This is a genomic window from Stenotrophomonas aracearum, from assembly GCF_031834615.1.
Classification (GTDB): domain Bacteria; phylum Pseudomonadota; class Gammaproteobacteria; order Xanthomonadales; family Xanthomonadaceae; genus Stenotrophomonas; species Stenotrophomonas aracearum.
This window is the reverse complement of record NZ_CP115543.1, coordinates 1,560,722-1,578,588: the sequence shown is the minus strand read 5'-3', so window position 1 is coordinate 1,578,588 and position 17,867 is coordinate 1,560,722. Positions and strand designations below refer to the sequence as shown.

General features: G+C 67.0%; 19 protein-coding genes and 1 tRNA gene. 3 read left to right on the top strand and 17 right to left on the bottom strand.

Going from position 1 to position 17,867, the window contains the following annotated elements; genetic code table 11:
- Nucleotides 1-141 precede the first annotated feature (141 nt).
- Nucleotides 142-843: a pirin family protein gene (locus tag PDM28_RS07335; protein ID WP_070207288.1), complete on the top strand. Its 702-nt coding sequence runs from the start codon at nucleotides 142-144 to the stop codon at nucleotides 841-843.
- A 61-nt stretch (nucleotides 844-904) separates the two neighbouring features.
- Here PDM28_RS07335 and PDM28_RS07330 read toward each other — a convergent pair.
- From PDM28_RS07330 to rlmE, 15 genes are all read right to left on the bottom strand, one after another.
- A tRNA-Ser gene (locus tag PDM28_RS07330) sits at nucleotides 905-997 on the bottom strand.
- A 78-nt stretch (nucleotides 998-1,075) separates the two neighbouring features.
- The gene (csrA, locus tag PDM28_RS07325) at nucleotides 1,076-1,279 is read right to left on the bottom strand and encodes a carbon storage regulator CsrA (RefSeq protein WP_019183311.1); all 204 of its coding nucleotides are present in this window, start codon (nucleotides 1,277-1,279) and stop codon (nucleotides 1,076-1,078) included.
- A 141-nt stretch (nucleotides 1,280-1,420) separates the two neighbouring features.
- Entirely contained in the window at nucleotides 1,421-4,069 is a 2,649-nt protein-coding gene (gene alaS / locus PDM28_RS07320) for an alanine--tRNA ligase (RefSeq protein WP_311184309.1), read from the bottom strand.
- A 132-nt stretch (nucleotides 4,070-4,201) separates the two neighbouring features.
- Nucleotides 4,202-4,696 carry a recombination regulator RecX gene (gene recX, locus PDM28_RS07315; protein ID WP_102945771.1) on the bottom strand — a complete coding sequence of 165 codons (495 nt, stop codon included), beginning with the start codon at nucleotides 4,694-4,696 and terminating at the stop codon, nucleotides 4,202-4,204.
- A 72-nt stretch (nucleotides 4,697-4,768) separates the two neighbouring features.
- On the bottom strand, nucleotides 4,769-5,809 hold the full coding sequence (gene recA, locus PDM28_RS07310; protein ID WP_102945772.1) for a recombinase RecA: 1,041 nt from the start codon (nucleotides 5,807-5,809) through the stop codon (nucleotides 4,769-4,771).
- Nucleotides 5,810-6,011: 202 nt separating this feature from the next.
- Entirely contained in the window at nucleotides 6,012-6,662 is a 651-nt protein-coding gene (gene lexA, locus PDM28_RS07305; protein WP_102945773.1) for a transcriptional repressor LexA, read from the bottom strand.
- A 149-nt stretch (nucleotides 6,663-6,811) separates the two neighbouring features.
- Nucleotides 6,812-8,491 (bottom strand): 2-polyprenylphenol 6-hydroxylase, encoded by a 1,680-nt coding sequence (gene ubiB, locus PDM28_RS07300; RefSeq protein WP_311184308.1) that lies wholly within the window; start codon nucleotides 8,489-8,491, stop codon nucleotides 6,812-6,814.
- Between the two features lie 36 nt (nucleotides 8,492-8,527).
- The gene (locus PDM28_RS07295; protein ID WP_102945775.1) at nucleotides 8,528-9,028 is read right to left on the bottom strand and encodes a CinA family protein; all 501 of its coding nucleotides are present in this window, start codon (nucleotides 9,026-9,028) and stop codon (nucleotides 8,528-8,530) included.
- Nucleotides 9,022-10,332 carry a ribosome rescue GTPase HflX gene (gene hflX, locus PDM28_RS07290; RefSeq protein WP_311184307.1) on the bottom strand — a complete coding sequence of 437 codons (1,311 nt, stop codon included), beginning with the start codon at nucleotides 10,330-10,332 and terminating at the stop codon, nucleotides 9,022-9,024. The genes PDM28_RS07295 and hflX overlap by 7 nt, the downstream gene beginning before the upstream one ends.
- 23 nt (nucleotides 10,333-10,355) lie before the next feature.
- A complete protein-coding gene (hfq, locus tag PDM28_RS07285; protein WP_068850887.1) occupies nucleotides 10,356-10,640 on the bottom strand; it encodes an RNA chaperone Hfq in 285 nt (94 codons plus the stop codon).
- Nucleotides 10,641-10,742: 102 nt separating this feature from the next.
- On the bottom strand, nucleotides 10,743-11,696 hold the full coding sequence (gene miaA / locus PDM28_RS07280; RefSeq protein WP_311184306.1) for a tRNA (adenosine(37)-N6)-dimethylallyltransferase MiaA: 954 nt from the start codon (nucleotides 11,694-11,696) through the stop codon (nucleotides 10,743-10,745).
- Nucleotides 11,696-12,595 (bottom strand): dihydropteroate synthase, encoded by a 900-nt coding sequence (gene folP / locus PDM28_RS07275; RefSeq protein WP_311184305.1) that lies wholly within the window; start codon nucleotides 12,593-12,595, stop codon nucleotides 11,696-11,698. Before folP ends, miaA begins: the two co-directional genes overlap by 1 nt.
- Nucleotides 12,596-12,645: 50 nt before the next feature.
- The gene (locus tag PDM28_RS07270; protein WP_070207278.1) at nucleotides 12,646-12,825 is read right to left on the bottom strand and encodes a hypothetical protein; all 180 of its coding nucleotides are present in this window, start codon (nucleotides 12,823-12,825) and stop codon (nucleotides 12,646-12,648) included.
- Nucleotides 12,826-12,935: 110 nt separating this feature from the next.
- Nucleotides 12,936-14,876 carry an ATP-dependent zinc metalloprotease FtsH gene (gene ftsH, locus PDM28_RS07265; RefSeq protein WP_311184304.1) on the bottom strand — a complete coding sequence of 647 codons (1,941 nt, stop codon included), beginning with the start codon at nucleotides 14,874-14,876 and terminating at the stop codon, nucleotides 12,936-12,938.
- Nucleotides 14,877-14,929: 53 nt separating this feature from the next.
- Nucleotides 14,930-15,562 carry a 23S rRNA (uridine(2552)-2'-O)-methyltransferase RlmE gene (gene rlmE / locus PDM28_RS07260; RefSeq protein WP_311184303.1) on the bottom strand — a complete coding sequence of 211 codons (633 nt, stop codon included), beginning with the start codon at nucleotides 15,560-15,562 and terminating at the stop codon, nucleotides 14,930-14,932.
- Between the two features lie 65 nt (nucleotides 15,563-15,627).
- Between rlmE and yhbY the strand changes: the two genes are divergently transcribed.
- Complete coding sequence (gene yhbY / locus PDM28_RS07255; RefSeq protein WP_102945781.1) at nucleotides 15,628-15,933, top strand: ribosome assembly RNA-binding protein YhbY; 306 nt, start codon at nucleotides 15,628-15,630, stop codon at nucleotides 15,931-15,933.
- A gap of 7 nt (nucleotides 15,934-15,940) precedes the next feature.
- The gene (locus PDM28_RS07250) at nucleotides 15,941-16,336 is read left to right on the top strand and encodes an Mth938-like domain-containing protein (protein ID WP_102945782.1); all 396 of its coding nucleotides are present in this window, start codon (nucleotides 15,941-15,943) and stop codon (nucleotides 16,334-16,336) included.
- 142 nt (nucleotides 16,337-16,478) lie between these two features.
- Here PDM28_RS07250 and PDM28_RS07245 read toward each other — a convergent pair whose 3' ends face one another.
- Nucleotides 16,479-17,255, bottom strand: a complete 777-nt coding sequence (locus PDM28_RS07245; protein ID WP_311184302.1) for a peptidoglycan DD-metalloendopeptidase family protein — start codon at nucleotides 17,253-17,255, stop codon at nucleotides 16,479-16,481.
- On the bottom strand, nucleotides 17,252-17,866 hold the full coding sequence (locus PDM28_RS07240; protein ID WP_070207272.1) for a YqaA family protein: 615 nt from the start codon (nucleotides 17,864-17,866) through the stop codon (nucleotides 17,252-17,254). Before PDM28_RS07240 ends, PDM28_RS07245 begins: the two co-directional genes overlap by 4 nt.
- Nucleotide 17,867 lies beyond the last annotated feature (1 nt).

Sequence of the window (17,867 nt, the reverse complement as noted above, 5' to 3'; positions counted from 1 at the left end):
CGAAATTTTCGATGATGGCTGCCAAAACTATCCGTTTTTCAACGCGAAGGCGCAAGCGGATACTGGGCCCCAACAGGAAAGGGGTGGCCCATACCACCCCGGACCGCCATCGAAACCATCGAACACCCGAGGAGAACCACCATGCTGCAGATCCGCAAGAGCGCTACCCGTGGCCAGGCCAACCATGGCTGGCTGAACTCCCAGCACACCTTCTCCTTCGCCAACTACTACGACCCGCGCTACACCAGCTTCGGCCCGCTGCGGGTGATCAACGAGGACAAGGTGATCGGCGGCCAGGGCTTTGGCACCCACAGCCACAGCAACATGGAGATCGTCTCCTACGTTCTTGGCGGTGCGCTGGAGCACAAGGACTCGATGGGCACCGGCTCGGTGCTGCGCTACGGCGACGTGCAGCGCATGAGCGCCGGCAGCGGGGTCAGCCACAGCGAATTCAACCACTCGGCCGACGAGACCGTGCACTTCCTGCAGATCTGGCTTTTCCCCGATACCGAGAACATCACCCCGAGCTACCAGGAAACCCACTTCGCCCCGGAGGCCAAGCGCGGCCAGCTGCGCTTGATCGCCTCGAAGGACGGCCGCGACGGCTCGCTGCTGATCCACCAGGACGCCAACATCTACGCGACGATCCTGGACGGCGACGAGCGCGCGCACCTTGCCCTCGGCGCGAAGCGTGGCGCCTATGTACAGGTGGCCCGTGGCCAGCTGCAGGTCAATGGCATCACCCTGGATACCGGCGACGCGCTGCAGATCACCGACGAGTCGCAGGTGGTGCTGGAGAACGCCAATGATGCCGAAGTACTGGTGTTCGACCTGCCGCTGTAATCGCGGCAAGCGGTAAAAGAAAAAGGCCTTCGTACTCGCGTACGAAGGCCTTTTCTACTACTGGCGGAGCGGGAGGGATTCGAACCCTCGATACAGTTTTTGGCCGTATACTCCCTTAGCAGGGGAGCCCCTTCAGCCACTCGGGCACCGCTCCAGATCTGGTCCTGCCGCTGCGTGTTTCTTCTCAGCGGGGGCGCGAAGAATAACGTTTTTCACACCCCAACGTAAAGCCTTAATCGGAAGAATTTTCACTTCCCGATGCATTCGGCTCGTCGCCGCGCTGGATGCGCTGGTAAATCTCTTCGCGGTGCACGGCCACGTCCTTCGGAGCGGTGATACCGATACGCACCTGGTTGCCCTTGACGCCGAGCACGGTCACGCTGACCGAGTCACCGATCATCAGGGTTTCGCCAACACGGCGAGTCAGGATCAACATTTTTGCAAGTCTCCAGGGAACCGGTGGATTTTCCCCACCGGCTCGGCGCGCCCTTGGGGTACGCCACACGACAAAGGGAAAGGATTAGCCATAGTACCGTCAGGCCTCCCGAGCCATCAAGGAGCAGGAGGCTTCAGGCGTTCAGATACGCGGGGTGACCCAGTCCACGACAGCCGCCAGTGCAGAAGCAAGGGCGGGCCCGTCCTCACCACCACCCTGGGCGAGGTCCGGGCGGCCGCCGCCCTTGCCTCCGATCTGACCGGCGATGTGGGACAACAGTTCCCCGGCCTTGACCTTGCCGGTTGCGCTGCCGTTCACGCCTGCCACCAGGGCGGCCTTGCCGTCCTGGGTACCGGCCAGCACGATCACCGTATCGCCCAGCTGCTGCTTGAGGCGGTCGATCGCTTCACGCAGTGCCTTGGCGTCGAAACCTTCCAGACGCGCGGCCAGAATCTTGACGCCTTTGACCTCAACTGCGCTGGAACCGAGATCCGAGGTCGCGCCGGCGGCCTGCTTGGCCTTGAGCGACTCCAGTTCGCGGTCCAGTTTCTTCTGGCGTTCGGCCAGCTGGCGGATCTTGTCGACCACCTCGCCGACGTTGCCGCCGAGCAGCGCGGCGGCTTCGGCCAGCTGCGCTTCTTCGTGCGCCACGTAATCCAATGCGCCCTGCCCGGTCACGGCTTCAATGCGACGCACGCCCGAGGACACACCGCCTTCGGAGGTGATCTTGAACAGGCCGATATCGCCGGTGCGCGACACGTGGGTGCCACCGCACAGTTCGGTGGAATAGTCGCCCATCTTCAGCACGCGCACGTTTTCGCCGTACTTCTCGCCGAACAGGGCCATCGCGCCGAAATCGAGCGCTTCCTGCATGGCCATGTTGTGCACTTCGGCGGCGTTGTTCGCACGAACCTGCTCGTTGACCTTGCGCTCGATCACCACCAGTTCGTCGGCACTGATCGGCTGGAAATGCGAGAAGTCGAAGCGCAGGCGGTCCGGCGCAACCAGCGAGCCCTTCTGCTGCACATGCGTGCCGAGCACTTCGCGCAGGGCGGCGTGCAGCAGGTGGGTGGCCGAGTGATTGAGGATGGTGGCGCCGCGGCGCTGGCCATCGACCTGGCCGCTGAGCACGTCGCCCACCTTCAGGCTGCCCTGGGCCAGAGTGCCGACATGGCCATGGAACTGGCCGGCGAACTTCTGCGTGTCGGTGATCTGCAGCTGCGCACCGTTGCCGAGCAGCTGGCCGGTGTCGCCGACCTGACCGCCGGATTCGGCGTAGAACGGGGTCTTGTCGGTAAGCACGATCAGCTCGTCACCGGCCTGCGCGCTGTCGACCGGGCGGCCGTCCTTGAGCAGGGCGACCACGGTCAGGCCGTCGGCCTGCAGGCGGTCATAGCCGAGGAACACGGTCGGCGTCAGGGTCGCGACCAGCTCGGCCGACAGGGTCACGCCGCCGCCGAACTTGCCGCCCTTGCGACCATCATCGCGCTGCTTTTCCATCGCGGCATTGAAGCCGTCGATGTCGACGGTCAGATCGCGCTCGCGCGCGATGTCCTGGGTCAGGTCGAGCGGGAAGCCATAGGTGTCGTACAGGCGGAAGGCATCCACGCCCGGGATGACGCCATTGGTCACCTGCGCCGCCACGTCGTCGAAGATCTTCATGCCCGAGTCGAGAGTCTGCGCGAAGCGTTCTTCTTCGGCCTGCAGCGCACGCACCACGGTGTCGGCCTGGGCCGGCAGTTCCGCGTAGGCTTCGCCCATCTGCTCGACCAGGGTCGGCACCAGCTTGCTGAAGAACGGCTGGCGCACGCCCAGCATCCAGCCATGGCGCAGCGCGCGACGGATGATCCGGCGCAGCACGTAGCCACGGCCTTCGTTGGACGGCAGCACGCCGTCGACGATCAGGAACGAACACGCGCGGATGTGATCGGCGATCACGCGCAGCGACTTGTTCTCCAGGTCGGCCATGCCGGTCAGTTCGCTGGCCTTGCGGATCAGCGCCTGGAACAGGTCGATTTCATAGTTGGTGTGCACGTGCTGCAGGATCGCGGCCAGGCGCTCCAGGCCCATGCCGGTGTCCACGCACGGCGCCGGCAGCGGCACCAGGCTGCCGTCGGGCTGGCGGTCGAACTGCATGAACACCAGGTTCCAGATTTCGATGTAGCGGTCGCCGTCTTCGTCCGGCGAGCCCGGGGGGCCACCGGCGATGTGGGCACCGTGGTCGTAGAAGATCTCGGTGCACGGGCCGCACGGACCAGTGTCGGCCATCTGCCAGAAGTTGTCCGATGCGAACGGCGCACCCTTGTTGTCGCCGATGCGCACGATGCGCTCTTCCGGAATGCCGACCATGTCGCGCCACAGCGCGTAGGCCTCGTCGTCGGTCTGGTAGACGGTGACCAGCAGGCGGTCGGCCGGCAGCTTCCAGACCTGGGTCAGCAGCTCCCAGGCCCAGGCGATGGCGTCCTTCTTGAAATAGTCGCCGAACGACCAGTTGCCCAGCATTTCAAAGAAGGTGTGGTGGCGCGCGGTGTAGCCGACCTGGTCCAGGTCGTTGTGCTTGCCGCCGGCGCGCAGGCAGCGCTGCACGTCGGCCGCGCGCACGTAGCTGCGCTTCTCGGCGCCAAGGAACACGTCCTTGAACTGCACCATGCCGGAGTTGGTGAACAGCAGGGTCGGGTCGTTGCCCGGCACCAGCGGCGCCGACGGCACGATGGTGTGGCCCTTGCCCTTGAAGAACTCAAGGAAGTCGCTGCGGATCTGGGAGGTGGTGAATTTGGCGGATTCGGTCATGGGGGGCTGGCTGTCTGCGGGCCGGTCGGCCCCTGGCACGCGGCCCCTATGGCCGGGTGTCACCTACAGGACCGCCGAAACCACCAAGGGTAACAGGCCCGGGGCATGGGGACACGCGGCGCGTGCCCGGCCTTAATCTTCGGGATCGAATCGGGTGGCCCGGCGGATGCTGTCGCCGTCGAACCCCCGGCGGGCCAGCAGATCGGCCGCCTTGCGGCGCTGCGCCAGCTCCTGCGGGCCGGCCTCGCCGAAACGTCGGCGGACCAGGTCGCGGGCGTTGTCGGTCCAGTCGCCCTCGAAGGTGTCCATGGCCGCAGCGATCTGCTCGCTGTCCAGCCCATGGGTGCCGAGTTCGGCACGAATGTGAAGCGGTCCGTAGCCGGTATTGGCGCGCATGCGGACCAGGTTCTCGGCAAAGCGGGTGTCGTCTTGCCAGCCGGCCTCGGTCAGCTTCTCCACCGCCGCGGTGGCGGCCTCGGTCTCGATGCCGCGCGCGGTGAGCTTGCGGGTCAGTTCCTTGCGCGAGTGCTCCCGGCGGACCAGCAACCCCAGCGCCCGTTGGACGGGGGTCTGTTCACGTACGCGGCGCTTCCTGCGGCCGGGTTCCGGGGCATCGGAGTCGAACATGGCAGCCTCTGGTACTGAAACTGCGGGACAGGGCGAGCGTCACTGACGGCGCCGCCCTGCCCCGCAGGAAACTCACTCTTCGTCGTCGCCTTCGTCGTCGCCGGCCTCACGGGCGGCTTCGGCCGGCTGGAACTTCTCGCGCAGCTCCGCTTCCAGCCGCTGGGCCACCTGCGGGTTGTCGCGCAGGTAACCGCGGGCGTTGTCCTTGCCCTGGCCGATGCGCTCTTCGCCGTAGCTGTACCAGGCGCCGGCCTTCTCGACCAGCTTGGCTTCCACGCCCATGTCGATCAGTTCGCCTTCGCGGCTGATGCCTTCGCCGTACAGGATCTCGGTGATGACCTGCTTGAACGGGGGCGCCAGCTTGTTCTTGACGACCTTGATCTTGGTCTGGTTGCCGATGATCTCGTCGCCCTTCTTGATCGCGCCGATGCGGCGGATGTCGAGCCGGACCGAGGCGTAGAACTTCAGCGCGTTGCCGCCGGTGGTCACTTCCGGGCTCTGGCCCGGCATCATCACGCCGATCTTCATGCGCAGCTGGTTGATGAACACCACCAGGGTGTTGGAGCGCTTGATGTTGCCGGTCAGCTTGCGCAGCGCCTGGCTCATCAGGCGGGCCTGCAGGCCCGGCAGCTGGTCGCCCATTTCGCCTTCGATTTCGGCCTTGGGGGTCAGCGCGGCGACCGAGTCGACCACCACGATGTCCACCGAGCCCGAACGGACCAGCATGTCGGCGATTTCCAGCGCCTGCTCGCCGGTGTCCGGCTGGGACAGCAGCAGGTCGTCCACGTTCACGCCCAGCTTGGCGGCGTAGATCGGGTCCAGGGCGTGCTCGGCGTCGATGAAGGCCGCGGTGCCGCCCTTCTTCTGGCATTCGGCAATCGCCTGCAGGGTCAGGGTGGTCTTGCCCGAGGATTCCGGACCGTAGATCTCCACGACACGGCCCTTGGGCAGGCCGCCTATACCGAGCGCGATGTCGAGCATCAGCGAGCCGGTCGGGATCGCCTCGACGGCTTCGATGACGCGGTCGCCCATGCGCATGACCGAACCTTTGCCGAACTGCTTTTCGATCTGGCTCAGGGCGGCGGTGAGGGCGCGCTTCTTGTTCTCGTCCATCGGATTGGTCCTTGCAGAGGTCATGTCGTTGGAGGTGTTGTCTTTGGAGGTCTTCTTGGCCACGGGGTCACTTTAAAGTTGGCGTATCGCACAGGCTGAGATTCTGCCCGGCATTCGGAAAAAAATTATCGGACATCCGTACCAACCTCAGCAGAACCAGAGAATCGCCACAAAAGACCGTGCATTTCGCGCGTTGAAGGGATCAGCGGTTCGGGCGCAGCAGCCCGCAGTAGAGCCCTTCAATGGCGAAGTCCTGGTCGGGCAGGACTTCGATGGGCTGGTAGTCCGGGTTGCGCGGCAGCAGCCGGATCCGGTCCTTGCCCATCTTGAGCAGCTTGACGGTGATCTCGTCATCGATGCGGGCCACCACGATCTGGCCCGAGCGGGCGTCGCGGGTGCGATGGACGCCGATCAGGTCGCCGTCGAAGATGCCTTCGTCGATCATCGAGTCGCCCTGGACCTTGAGCAGGTAGTCCGGCGCGGGCGAGAAGAACACCCGGTCCAGCACCACGAAGTCGTCCGAGCCGATGTCCGCGCCGATCGGCAGGCCGGCGGCGACCCGGCCCAGCACCGGCAGGCGAAGCACGTGGTCGGGCAGCGCCGGCACCGCCAGCGCGCCCGGCAGGCCGTCCTGCAGCGGTGGCGCCTGGACCAGCCGGATACCGCGCGCCTGGCCGGGAATGCGACGGATCGCCCCGGCCTGTTCCAGCGCTTCCAGGTGGTACTGCGCGGCCCGGACGCCCTTGAAGCCGAACGCACGGGCGATTTCCGTCTGCGACGGCGGCGCGCCGTCGGTCTCGATACGCTCGGCGATCAACTGCAGGATCGCCTGCTGGGTGTCGGTAAGGTCCATGGTTAGTAGTAATACTACTAACGCGTCGTTTCTACAAGTGCCGACACAAAAAAGCGAAGGCATGCGTCCGTATCCATGCCCCACCTTGGCCGCCGACCATCCGACGTTTAGACGAACCGAAGCCACCCGTCAGAGGTTCATGACCCCCATTACGGTCCCCGCCCACTCCGCCAGATCGAAAACAATATCCACACCCCGCAGAACCCCGCCCCCACGAACCCCGCCACCCCCAACGCCAGCAGCCATCGGCTGGAAAGCCCGCCCACGCTGTGCATCACGATCGACGAGCCGATGATCAGCGCGGCGGTCACGATCCCGACCACCAGCCGGTTCGCCGCCCGGTTGACCTGCTCCCCAAACCCCTGCAGCGCAGTGGTCTCCACCTTCAACTGCAGCCGCCCGCGGCGCGCCATCTGCACCAGCTGGCGCACGTCGCGCGGCAGGTCGCCGGCCAGGTCGAGCAGGCCGGCCACGCTGCGCTTGCCGCGCTTGAGCAGCGCCGACGGGGCGAAGCGCTGCCACATCACCCGCTCCAGGAACGGGCGCGCGGCGGTGGCCATGTCGAACTGCGGGTCGAGCTGGCGGCCCATGCCTTCCAGGGTCAGGAAGGTCTTGATCATCAGCGCGAGGTCGGCCGGCAGGGTCAGCGCGTACTGGCGCAGGATCTGGGTGATGTTGCCCAGCATCAGGCCCATGTGCAGGTCCTTCAGCGGCACCCCGCGGTACTGGTCGACGAAGGCGCTGATGTCCTGCTGCAGGCGCGATTCGTCGACGTCGCCGCCGCCGGACCAGTCCAGCAGCACGTCGGTGACCGCCTCCGGCTCCTGCCCGACCAGGCCATGCAGCAGCTGCGCGACCTGGAAGCGGCGCTGTTCGGAGATCGCGCCGACCATGCCGAAGTCGATCACGCCGATGCGGCCGTCACGCAGGTAGATGATGTTGCCCGGGTGCGGGTCGGCGTGGAAACAGCCGTCCTCCAGCACCATCTTCAGCACGATGCGGGCTCCGGTGCGTGCAAGCCGGACACGGTCGAGACCGGCCGCATCGACGCCGGCCAGGTCGCGCCCGGGGATGCCGTCGACGAAGTCCTGCACGTTGAGGCTCTCGCAGGTCCACTGCCAATGCACCTTGGGGATCAGGATGTCGTTGCGGCCGGCGAAGTTGCGCGCGATGCGCTCGGCATTGCGGCATTCGGCGGCGAAATCCAGCTCACGCCGCAGCGAGACCTGGAACTGCTGCACCACTTCAGCCGGGCGGTAGCGCTGCAGGTCGGGCAGCCGCGCTTCGACGATGTCCGCCAGCCGTGCCAGCAGGCGCAGGTCGGCTTCGATCACCTCGCGGATGCCGGGGCGGCGGATCTTCAGCACCACCGCGCTGCCGTCGTGCAGGGTGGCCCGGTGGGCCTGGGCGAGCGACGCGGCCGCCATCGGGGTTTCGTCCAGCCAGGCGAAGACCTCATGCGCCGTCGCGCCAAGGTCGTGTTCCAGCTGCTCGCGGACCTGCGCATACGGCAAGGCCGGTACCGCGTTCTGCAGCTCGGAGAACTCGGCGATCCAGTCCGGCGGGAACAGGTCGACGCGGGTGGCCAGCACCTGGCCGAGTTTGACGAAGGTCGGGCCGAGGTCTTCCATCGCCCGGCGCACGCGGACCGGGGCGGTCATGCGCAGGATCTGCTGGGTGTCGTTCCAGTGCAGCAGCCGGCCGGCGCGTTCGAGCACGTCAGCCAGGCCGATCCGGCGCACCAGGTCGCCGAAGCCGTAGCGGATCAGGACCGAGGCGATTTCCTGCAGGCGCCCCAGGTCACGGACGGTTCCCAGCGTTTCCCACATCGGTGCACCCTCGTTCGACAACCCGGGTGAAGGATGTCACACCGCCGGGAAAATTCCCGTCAGTGCCTGCAGCACGGTCTGGCGGCGGATCGCGTCGCGGTCGCCGTCGAACTGGAACAGCTGCGCGCGGGCATAGCCACCGCGCTGCTTCCAGCCGATCCAGACGCTGCCAACCGGCTTGTCCGGGCTGCCACCGCCAGGGCCGGCAATGCCGGTGACCGCAACGGCCATGCCGGCGCCGGAATTGACCAGCGCGCCGGAAACCATTTCAAGCACGGTTTCGCGGCTGACTGCGCCGAACTGCTCGAGGGTCTGCGCACGCACGCCGAGCAGGCGCTGCTTGGCCTCGTAGCTGTAGACCACCATGCCGCAGTCGAAGAACGCCGAGGAGCCGGCGATGTCGGTCATCGCCTTGGCGATCCAGCCGCCGCTGCAGCTTTCGGCAGTGACCAGTTGGAGCGAGGCCTGCTGCAGGCGCTGACCGACCTCGCGCGCGAGGTCGGAAAGCTGCGCGTCGGTGGGAACCGAAGTCACCATTCAGGCACCTTTTCCGGCAACATCGCACGGATCGGCGCACCGTCATCGCCTGCGGCCAGCTTCTCGGCTTCGGCGATCGGAATCTCGACCTGCAGCAGCCAGCCGTCCTCGTCGGCGGTTTCGCCACGCACCACTTCCAGCTGGTGCAGGCGCGAGCGCAGGCGGCCGGCCGACGGCGGCAGGCGCAGGTCGCCGCTGACGTGCTGCAGGCCCAGGCGCTTGCCCAGCACCGACAGCAGCAGGTCCAGGCCGAGGCCATCGCGCGCCGAGATCCAGACGCGCTCGCGACGCGCGGTATCGGGAATGCCGTCCTGGCCGTCGTGGCGGACTTCGCTGCCCTCGATCCGGTCGATCTTGTTGAACACCAGCATCTGCGGCAGTTCGCCGGCGCCGACTTCGTTCAACACTTCATCGACCTGGGCAATACGTTCCTCGCGATGCGGATCGGCGGCGTCGACCAGGTGCAGCAGGAAGTCGGCCTCGCGCGCTTCGCTCAGGGTCGCGCGGAACGCGGCCACCAGCTCGTGCGGCAGGTCGCGGACGAACCCGACGGTATCGGCCAGCACCACATTGCCGCCCGGCACCGCGATGCGGCGCACGGTCGGGTCCAGGGTGGCGAACAGCTTGTCGGCCGCATACGCCTCGGCGCCGGTCAGCGCGTTGAACAGGGTCGACTTGCCGGCATTGGTGTAACCCACCAGCGCCACGCGAGGCAGTTCGCTGCGCACGCGGGCGCGGCGCATCTGGGTGCGCTGTACTTCGACCTTTTCCAGTCGCTTCTGCAGCTGTTCGACCCGCTTCTGCAGCAGGCGGCGGTCGGTTTCCAGCTGGGTTTCACCCGGCCCACGCAGGCCGATGGAACCGCCGCGCTGGCGCTCCAGGTGGGTCCAGCCGCGGATCAGCCGCGTGGACATGTGGCGCAGCTGCGCCAGTTCCACCTGCAGCTTGCCTTCGTGGCTGTGCGCACGCTGGGCGAAGATGTCCAGGATCAGGCCGGTGCGGTCGATCACCCGGCGCTCCAGGAACTTCTCCAGGTTGCGCTCCTGCGACGGCGACAGGGCATGGTTGACCAGCACCAGGTCGGCGCCGGTGGCCTCGGCGGCCGCCTTGATCTCGTCCAGCTTGCCGGTACCGATCAGGATCGACGCGTTTGGGCGGTCGATCCGCGCGGTCAGGGTGGCCGCGATGCTGGCCCCGGCCGAACGGGCCAGGTCGGTGAATTCCTCCAGCACGTCTTCTTCCAGCCGGCCGGAGTGCGGCTGGATCAGGAGCGCGTGTTCGCCTCGCTTGGAACGGTCAAACACGCGCGTCTCCGCAGTGACTTACTTCATTCAACGTCGTCTTCTTCCTGGGCGCCGTCGGCGCCACCTTCATTGGACTGCACATAGCCGCCACCGGGACCGACCCGGACATTGCGTGCCGGCACCACGGTCGAAATGGCGTGCTTGTACACCATCTGGCTGACCGTATTGCGCAGCAGGACAACGAACTGGTCGAACGATTCGATCGTTCCCTGCAACTTGATGCCATTCACCAGATACACCGACACCGGCACGCGTTCGCGCCGAAGTGCATTCAGAAACGGATCCTGCAGCGATTGCCCCTTGGACATTGCACACTCCTCATTATTGTTTTTATGGTCTTCCGGCAACTGCCACGGCCCCCGCCACCGGAATCTCCGATGGTACACGGGCTCGGGACCGGACGCTGTGGCTCAGCGGCCCACAAAGGCCGAAACGGCGTCCGCCAGGGAAGCCTGATCCATATGGGGGTCGAACCAACGTGCATCAAGCTCGCCGCGCAGCCAGGTGAGCTGGCGCTTGGCCAGCTGCCGGGTGGCGTAAATGCCCCGGTCGCGGAGTTCGGCGGCACTGCCCTGCCCGTCCAGGAACTCCCAGGCCTGGCGGTAGCCGACCGCGCGCACCGCCGGCAGGTCCAGCGGCGCGGCCACCGCCGCCATCGCCGGCAGCGCACGCAGGGCGCGCACTTCGTCCAGGAAGCCCTGTTCGAGCATGCGGTCGAAGCGGGTTTCAATCCGCTGGTGCAGCACGCTGCGCTCGCGCGGGGCCAGCACCAGCTTCAGGCAGCGCACCGGCAGCCGGTCCACGCCAGGCGCCTTCTGCCAATCGGTGATGGCGCGACCGGTCAGGCGGTACACCTCCAGCGCCCGCTGGATGCGCTGCGGGTCGGTGGCGTGGATGCGCGCGCCGGCGGCCGGGTCGATCGCCGCCAGCTGCGCGTGCAGCGCCGGCCAGCCCAGCACGGCAGCCTCGGCGGAGATCGCGGCACGGATCGCCGGGTCGGCCGGCGGCATCGGCGACAGCCCCTGCAGCAGCGCGCGGAAATACAGCCCGGTGCCGCCGGCCAGGATAGGCATGCGCCCCCGCGCGACGATGTCAGCCACCGCACGCGCGGCGTCGGCGGCGAACTCGGCCGCTGAATAGGTCTGCCAGGGATCGCGCAGGTCCAGCAGGTGGTGCGGGGCCTGCGCGCGTTCGGCGGCGTCGGGCTTGGCCGAGCCGATATCCAGCCCGCGGTAGACCAGCGCCGAATCGACGCTGACGATCTCGCCGCCCAGTTGCCGGGCCAGGGCGATGGCGGTGGCGGTCTTGCCCGACGCGGTCGGGCCCATCACCGCGATCGCCAGCGGGCGCTGGTCGGCGCCCATCAGTCCTCGTCCGGCCAGCGCGGCATGGCCGGGGCAGCGTCCACGCGCGGCATCGGCACCGCGTCGACCGCCGCCCACACCTTGAGCGCGTCGACGGTGGCGGCCACGTCATGTACGCGCAGGATGCGCGCGCCGCGCTGGGCGGCGATCAGATGCGCGGCCACCGAACCGGCCACGCGTTCGCGCGGGACGTCGCGCCCGGTCAGCTCGCCGATGCTGCGCTTGCGCGACATTCCGGCCAGCATCGGGAGGCCCAGCTCGAGGAAGCGTTCCGACCGCGCCAGCAGGATCATGTTGTGGTCGGTGGTCTTGCCGAAACCGAAGCCCAGGTCGATCACCAGGTTCTTCTTGGCGATGCCGGCCATTTCGGCCGAGAAGATGCGGTCGGCCAGGAAGCGGTGCACCTCGGCGACCACGTCGTCGTAGTGCGGGGTGTCCTGCATGCTGCCGGGCTCGCCCTGCATGTGCATCAGCACTACCGGCACGCCGAGTTCGGCCGCGGCCGCGGGCGCACCGTCCTGGCGCAGCGCGTGGATGTCGTTGATCATCCCGGCACCGGCAGCCACCGCCGCGCGCATGACCTCGGGCTTGAAGGTGTCGATGCTGATCGGCACCGTGACCTGCCGCGCGAGCTGCTCGATCACCGGAACGACGCGGCGCAGCTCTTCCTCCAGCGGGACCGGTGCGCTGCCCGGGCGGGTCGACTCGCCGCCGATGTCGAGCAGGTCGGCGCCGTCGGCGACCAGCTGCAGGCCGTGCGCGACCGCCGCCTCCACCGTGTCGTGCGCGCCGCCGTCAGAGAAGGAATCCGGGGTGACGTTGACGATGCCCATCACGCGCGGACGGTCCAGCCGCAGCACGCGGCCGCCGCAGTCAAGCTGGGGGGAAGTGTCGAACATGGGCCATCCAGGAAGTGCGCAGGCACGTAGTTTACGCGCGCTGCGCGGCGTCAACGCCGGCGCTTGCGGTCCAGGTACAGGGTCTTGCCCACGCTCAACACAATTCCGAGCACGATGCCGGCGACGCCGCCGAGGAAGTAGTTGCCGCTGATCAGGCCGACGGCGGCGCCGACCACCGTTGCGATCACGATTTCGGTGGTGTGGGAGACCGGGGGCGGTGGGGTGGACATCTCGAACTCCGGAATAACGCGCAGGCAGGAGCCCCATTGTCGCCCGGAACGACACCCCGGAAACGATGAAGGCCGGGTTGCCCCGGCCTTCGCGCGTCATCGGTTCATCGTCAGATCTGCTCTGCAGGACCGGCGATCGGCGGCAGCGGACGGGCGTCGCCGCCCTTGTCGTTGTTGCTGCCACCGTCCTTGTTGGACTTGCCCCAGCCGGCCGGCGGCGGCGGATCGCGGCCTTCCATGATGGCGTCGATCTGCGGCGCGTCGATGGTTTCGTACTGCAGCAGCAGCTGCGACATCGCGTGCAGCTTGTCCAGGTTGGCGTTCATCAGCTCGGTGGTGCGCGCATAGGCCTTGTCCAGGATGCTGCGCACGACTTCGTCGATGCGGCGCGCGGTATCGTCGGACACGCTCTTGTGCTGGGTCACCGAACGGCCCAGGAACACCTCGTCGTCCTCTTCGCCATAGGCGATCGGGCCGAGCTCGTCGGACAGGCCCCACTTGGTGACCATGTTGCGGGCCATCTTGGTGGCGCGCTCGATGTCGTTGGAGGCGCCGGTGGTGACCTTGTCGGCGCCGAAGATCAGCTCTTCGGCGACGCGTCCGCCGTACAGCGAGCACAGCTGCGATTCGATCGCCACGCGGTTCATCGAGTACTTGTCGCCTTCCGGCAGGTACATGGTCACGCCCAGCGCGCGACCGCGCGGGATGATGGTGACCTTGTAGACCGGGTCATGCTCGGGCACCAGGCGGCCGACGATGGCGTGGCCGGCTTCGTGGTAGGCGGTGAGCGTCTTCTCTTCCTCGCTCATGGCCATCGAACGGCGTTCGGCACCCATCAGGATCTTGTCGCGAGCGCGGTCGAAGTGCTCCATGCGCACTTCCTTTTCGTTGCCGCGTGCGGCGAACAGCGCCGCTTCGTTGCACAGGTTGGCCAGGTCGGCGCCGGAGAAGCCGGGGGTACCACGGGCAATGACCATCGGCTCGACGTCGTCGGCCAGCGGCAGCTTGCGCATGTGCACCTTGAGGATCTGCTCGCGGCCCTTGACGTCGGCCAGCCCGACCACGACCTGGCGGTCGAAGCGGCCCGGGCGCAGCAGCGCCGGGTCCAGCACGTCGGGACGGTTGGTGGCGGCAATGACGATCACGCCCTCGCCTCCCTCGAAGCCGTCCATTTCGACCAGCAGCTGGTTCAGGGTCTGCTCGCGCTCGTCATGACCGCCGCCCAGGCCGGCGCCACGGTGGCGGCCGACAGCGTCGATTTCGTCGATGAAGATGATGCACGGGGCCTGCTTCTTGGCCTGTTCGAACATGTCGCGGACGCGGCTGGCGCCGACGCCGACGAACATTTCCACGAAGTCAGAACCGGAGATCGAGAAGAACGGCACCTTGGCCTCGCCGGCGATGGCGCGGGCCAGCAGGGTCTTGCCGGTACCCGGCGGGCCGACCATCAGCACGCCGCGCGGGATCTTGCCGCCCAGCTTGGTGAACTTGGTGGGATCGCGCAGGAAGTCGACCAGTTCGCCGACTTCTTCCTTGGCTTCGTCGCACCCGGCGACGTCGGCGAAGGTGACCTTGATCTGGTCCTCGCCCTGCAACTTGGCGCGCGACTTGCCGAAGGACATCGCGCCCTTGGCCCCGCCGCCACCGCCCTGCATCTGGCGCATGATGAACAGCCAGAAGCCGATGATCAGGATCACCGGAAGGAAATTCATCAGGATCGCGCCCAGCGAGATGCCGCTGGAGGGCTCTTCCTGGACGATTTCCACGTTCTTGCCACGCAGCACGTTGATCAGGTCGCGATCCAGCGGTGCGTTGATGGTGGCCGACTGGCCGCCACGGGTGGTGTAGGTCAGCTGGTTGGTGCCGCTGCGCAGGTCGCCGCTGAAGGTGACCTTCTGCACGTTGCCGCTGTCCACCTGGTCCAGGAACTGCGAATAGGTCGAGCCCTGGGCGCCGGCGCCGGAGGTCTTCGGCGAGAAGCTCTGGAACACCACCATGAGCACCACGGCGACGACCACCCACAGCAGGAGGTTCTTGGTCAAGTCGTTCATCCTCATTGGCTCCGGTGTTCCTCTAATGCCTGACGCTATTGGTATGGTTGAGCTTACTTGATCTGGGCGCGTTTGCCCTGCCCCAGGGCGTACACCTCGGGCGAGCGCTTACGGGAGGCTTCAGGCTTGCGGATCACGACCTTGTCGAACCGGCGCCGCATCTCGCGCACGTAGTCGTCAAAGCCCACGCCCTGGAACAGCTTGATCAGGAACGCGCCACCCGGCTTGAGATGGTTGTCGGAAAACTCCATCGCCAGCTCGGCCAGGTGCATCATCCGCGGCTGGTCGACCGCGTCCACTCCACTCTTATTGGGGGCCATATCCGAGAGCACAAGGTCTACCGGGGTGTCCCCGAGCATGGCTTCAAACTGCGATAGGACGGCCTGCTCCCTGAAGTCGCCGTGAAGGAACTCGACGCCGGCCAGCGGCGGCATCTCCAGGATGTCCAGCGCGAGTACCCGACCGGAAGCGCCGATCTGGCGCCGCACCTGCTGCGACCAGCCGCCCGGGGCGGCGCCCAGGTCGACCACCACCATGTGCGGCTTCAGCAGCCGGTCGCGCTCGAGCAGCTCCTCCAGCTTGTAGGCCGCGCGCGAGCGCATGCCTTCGGCCTGGGCCTTCTTCACGAAGGGATCGGCGAAGTGCTCTTTCAACCAGCGTTGACTGCTTTTGCTGCGGGAAGCCATTGGAAATAGGGCCAGACGGGGTGGTCATGATACCCTGATCGCCCCAGTTAACCGCTTGTTCCTGAATGTCTACCCAGCTCACCTCCTCCCAGACCCGCTTCCTCCGCGGCCAGGCCCATGACCTGAAAGCCCTGCTGCAGATCGGGGGCAAGGGGATCACGCCGGCCTTCCTGGCCGAGCTGAACGAGGTGCTGGAACGCCATGAATTGGTCAAGGTCAAGGTCGGTGCGGAAGACCGCGATACCCGTGACGCGATGATCGCCGAGCTGGTCCAGGCCACCGAAAGCGCGCTGGTGCAGCGCATCGGCCATACCGCCGTGCTGTACCGCCCGAGCAAGGAACAGCGCCAGATCGTGCTGCCGCGCGGCTGAGCCAGGCATGCAGCTGCACCACGAAATTCCGGATTATGCCTACGCGTTCCGCGCTGTCGGCAGCAGTTCGGTGGTCATCGAGGACCGCGAGCAGGTCCGCACCCGCGAGCTGGGCCAGAGCTTCATCCTGACCCCGCATACGCTGGTGGAAACCTGGCCGGTGGCGGCCAGTGCCAATGCGCTGGTCCCGGAGGACCTGGCGCCGGTGCTGGCGCTAGAGCCGGAGCTGGTGATCCTTGGAACCGGGGCGACCCAGCAGTTCCCGTCCGCGGCGGTGCTGGGCGCGTGCCTGACCCGTGGCATCGGCCTGGAAGTGATGACCAATGCGGCCGCTGCCCGCACCTTCAACCTGCTGGCCAGCGAAGGCCGGAAAGTGGCCGCGGCGATCCTGCTGGCCGGCTGAAAATAGGTGATTTCGTTCAGAAAAGGCTGCCGATGGCAGCCTTTTTGATGTCTGGTCGGCGGTTCAGCCACGCAGGGCGTGGCTCTACCGAGGGGGATTCTCGGCGGTGGAGCCACGCCCTGCGTGGCTGCGCCCACCGCCATTACCTCGGCGGCAGATACAGCAGCGGGTCCACCGGCTTGCCGTTGTAGCGGATCTCGAAGTGCAGCATGTCGCGCGTGGTGCCGGTGCGGCCCATTTCGGCGATCTGCTCGCCGGCCTTGACGCTCTGGCCTTCGTTGACCAGGCGCTTGCGGTTGTGGCCGTAGGCCGACAGCCACTGGTCATTGTGCTTGACGATGATCAGCTCGCCGAAGCCGACCAGGCCGGCACCGGAGTACACCACCACGCCGGCGGCGGTCGCCCGCACCGGCTGGCCGCTGCTGCCGGCGATGTCCACGCCCTGCTTGGTGACGTCGGCACCGACGAAACGGCCGACCAGCGCGCCATCGGCCGGCCAGCGCCAGCTGATGTTGCTCTTGATCGCGGTGGTCGGAGACGGCGTGGGTGCCGGCGCCGGGATGGCGGCGTTGCCCGGGCGCGGCGCGGTGACCACGGTGGTCGGGGCGCGGCCGGGGCTGCCGCCCGGATACAGGCGCAGGCTCTGGCCCGGGTAGATGGTGTACGGCTCGGCCAGCCCGTTCCAGGCGGCCAGGTCGCGCGGGGTGATGTTGTGGATGCGTGCCAGCGCGTACAGCGTGTCGCCCCGGCGCACCACGGCGGTATGGCCGGGCTTGGCCACCGAGGTCTGGGGGGTGCTGTGCGCGGTGCGGCCACCGGAGGGCTTGACCACGGTGGCGGTGCCGCAGGCGCTCAGCGTGGACACCACCAGCAGCAGCGCGGCCAGGCGCGCGCTTCCGTTCAAACGATCAGCACTCATGCGAACTTCGACCTCCATACAAGCCAGGCCACCAGACCGACCACCAGTACGGTGGCGATCCAGCCCAGCGGTTCAATCCAGCGCCGCAGCGCGGCTTCGGCACGTGCGCCGCCGATGCGGATCACCGCAGCCAGCACGTACACGCGCTTGCCGCGACCGATCAGCATGCTCAGGAAATACTGCGGCAGCGGCACGCCGACGATACCCGATGCCCAGGTGAAGACCTTCATCGGGATCGGCATGAAGCCGCCCAGCACCAGGAAAGTGAACACCGCCCACGGCGACTCAGCCATCTTGGCCTGCACGATGGCGATGCCGCCTTCGATGCTGGTCAGCATGCCCATCGCCGCGAACAGGGGCTTGATCGCTTCAAAAGCGTAGTGCCCCAGCGCGTAGCCGACCAGCGCACCGACCATCGAGCCAGCCAGGCTGAGCGTGGCGAACCACCAGCCGCGCTTTGGCTGGGCCACGCACATCGGTGCCAGCATCACTTCGGGCATCACCGGGAAGATGATCGCCTCGATGAAGCTCAGCACCGTCAGGTAGGTCGGGGCGCGCTCGTGCGCGGCCCACTTCATTGCCCGCTCGTACAGCGGACCGAAAATCTTCATG

Bases quoted from the DNA above. Each gene is read 5' to 3' on its own strand.
- PDM28_RS07335 (WP_070207288.1), top strand. From the start codon at position 142: ATGCTGCAGATCCGCAAGAGCGCTACCCGTGGCCAGGCCAACCATGGC.
- csrA (WP_019183311.1), bottom strand. From the start codon at position 1,279: ATGTTGATCCTGACTCGCCGTGTTGGCGAAACCCTGATGATCGGTGAC.
- alaS (WP_311184309.1), bottom strand. From the start codon at position 4,069: ATGACCGAATCCGCCAAATTCACCACCTCCCAGATCCGCAGCGACTTC.
- recX (WP_102945771.1), bottom strand. From the start codon at position 4,696: ATGTTCGACTCCGATGCCCCGGAACCCGGCCGCAGGAAGCGCCGCGTA.
- recA (WP_102945772.1), bottom strand. From the start codon at position 5,809: ATGGACGAGAACAAGAAGCGCGCCCTCACCGCCGCCCTGAGCCAGATC.
- lexA (WP_102945773.1), bottom strand. From the start codon at position 6,662: ATGGACCTTACCGACACCCAGCAGGCGATCCTGCAGTTGATCGCCGAG.
- ubiB (WP_311184308.1), bottom strand. From the start codon at position 8,491: ATGTGGGAAACGCTGGGAACCGTCCGTGACCTGGGGCGCCTGCAGGAA.
- PDM28_RS07295 (WP_102945775.1), bottom strand. From the start codon at position 9,028: ATGGTGACTTCGGTTCCCACCGACGCGCAGCTTTCCGACCTCGCGCGC.
- hfq (WP_068850887.1), bottom strand. From the start codon at position 10,640: ATGTCCAAGGGGCAATCGCTGCAGGATCCGTTTCTGAATGCACTTCGG.
- miaA (WP_311184306.1), bottom strand. From the start codon at position 11,696: ATGGGCGCCGACCAGCGCCCGCTGGCGATCGCGGTGATGGGCCCGACC.
- folP (WP_311184305.1), bottom strand. From the start codon at position 12,595: ATGTTCGACACTTCCCCCCAGCTTGACTGCGGCGGCCGCGTGCTGCGG.
- PDM28_RS07270 (WP_070207278.1), bottom strand. From the start codon at position 12,825: ATGTCCACCCCACCGCCCCCGGTCTCCCACACCACCGAAATCGTGATC.
- ftsH (WP_311184304.1), bottom strand. From the start codon at position 14,876: ATGAACGACTTGACCAAGAACCTCCTGCTGTGGGTGGTCGTCGCCGTG.
- rlmE (WP_311184303.1), bottom strand. From the start codon at position 15,562: ATGGCTTCCCGCAGCAAAAGCAGTCAACGCTGGTTGAAAGAGCACTTC.
- yhbY (WP_102945781.1), top strand. From the start codon at position 15,628: ATGTCTACCCAGCTCACCTCCTCCCAGACCCGCTTCCTCCGCGGCCAG.
- PDM28_RS07250 (WP_102945782.1), top strand. From the start codon at position 15,941: ATGCAGCTGCACCACGAAATTCCGGATTATGCCTACGCGTTCCGCGCT.
- PDM28_RS07245 (WP_311184302.1), bottom strand. From the start codon at position 17,255: ATGAGTGCTGATCGTTTGAACGGAAGCGCGCGCCTGGCCGCGCTGCTG.
- PDM28_RS07240 (WP_070207272.1), bottom strand. From the start codon at position 17,866: ATGAAGATTTTCGGTCCGCTGTACGAGCGGGCAATGAAGTGGGCCGCG.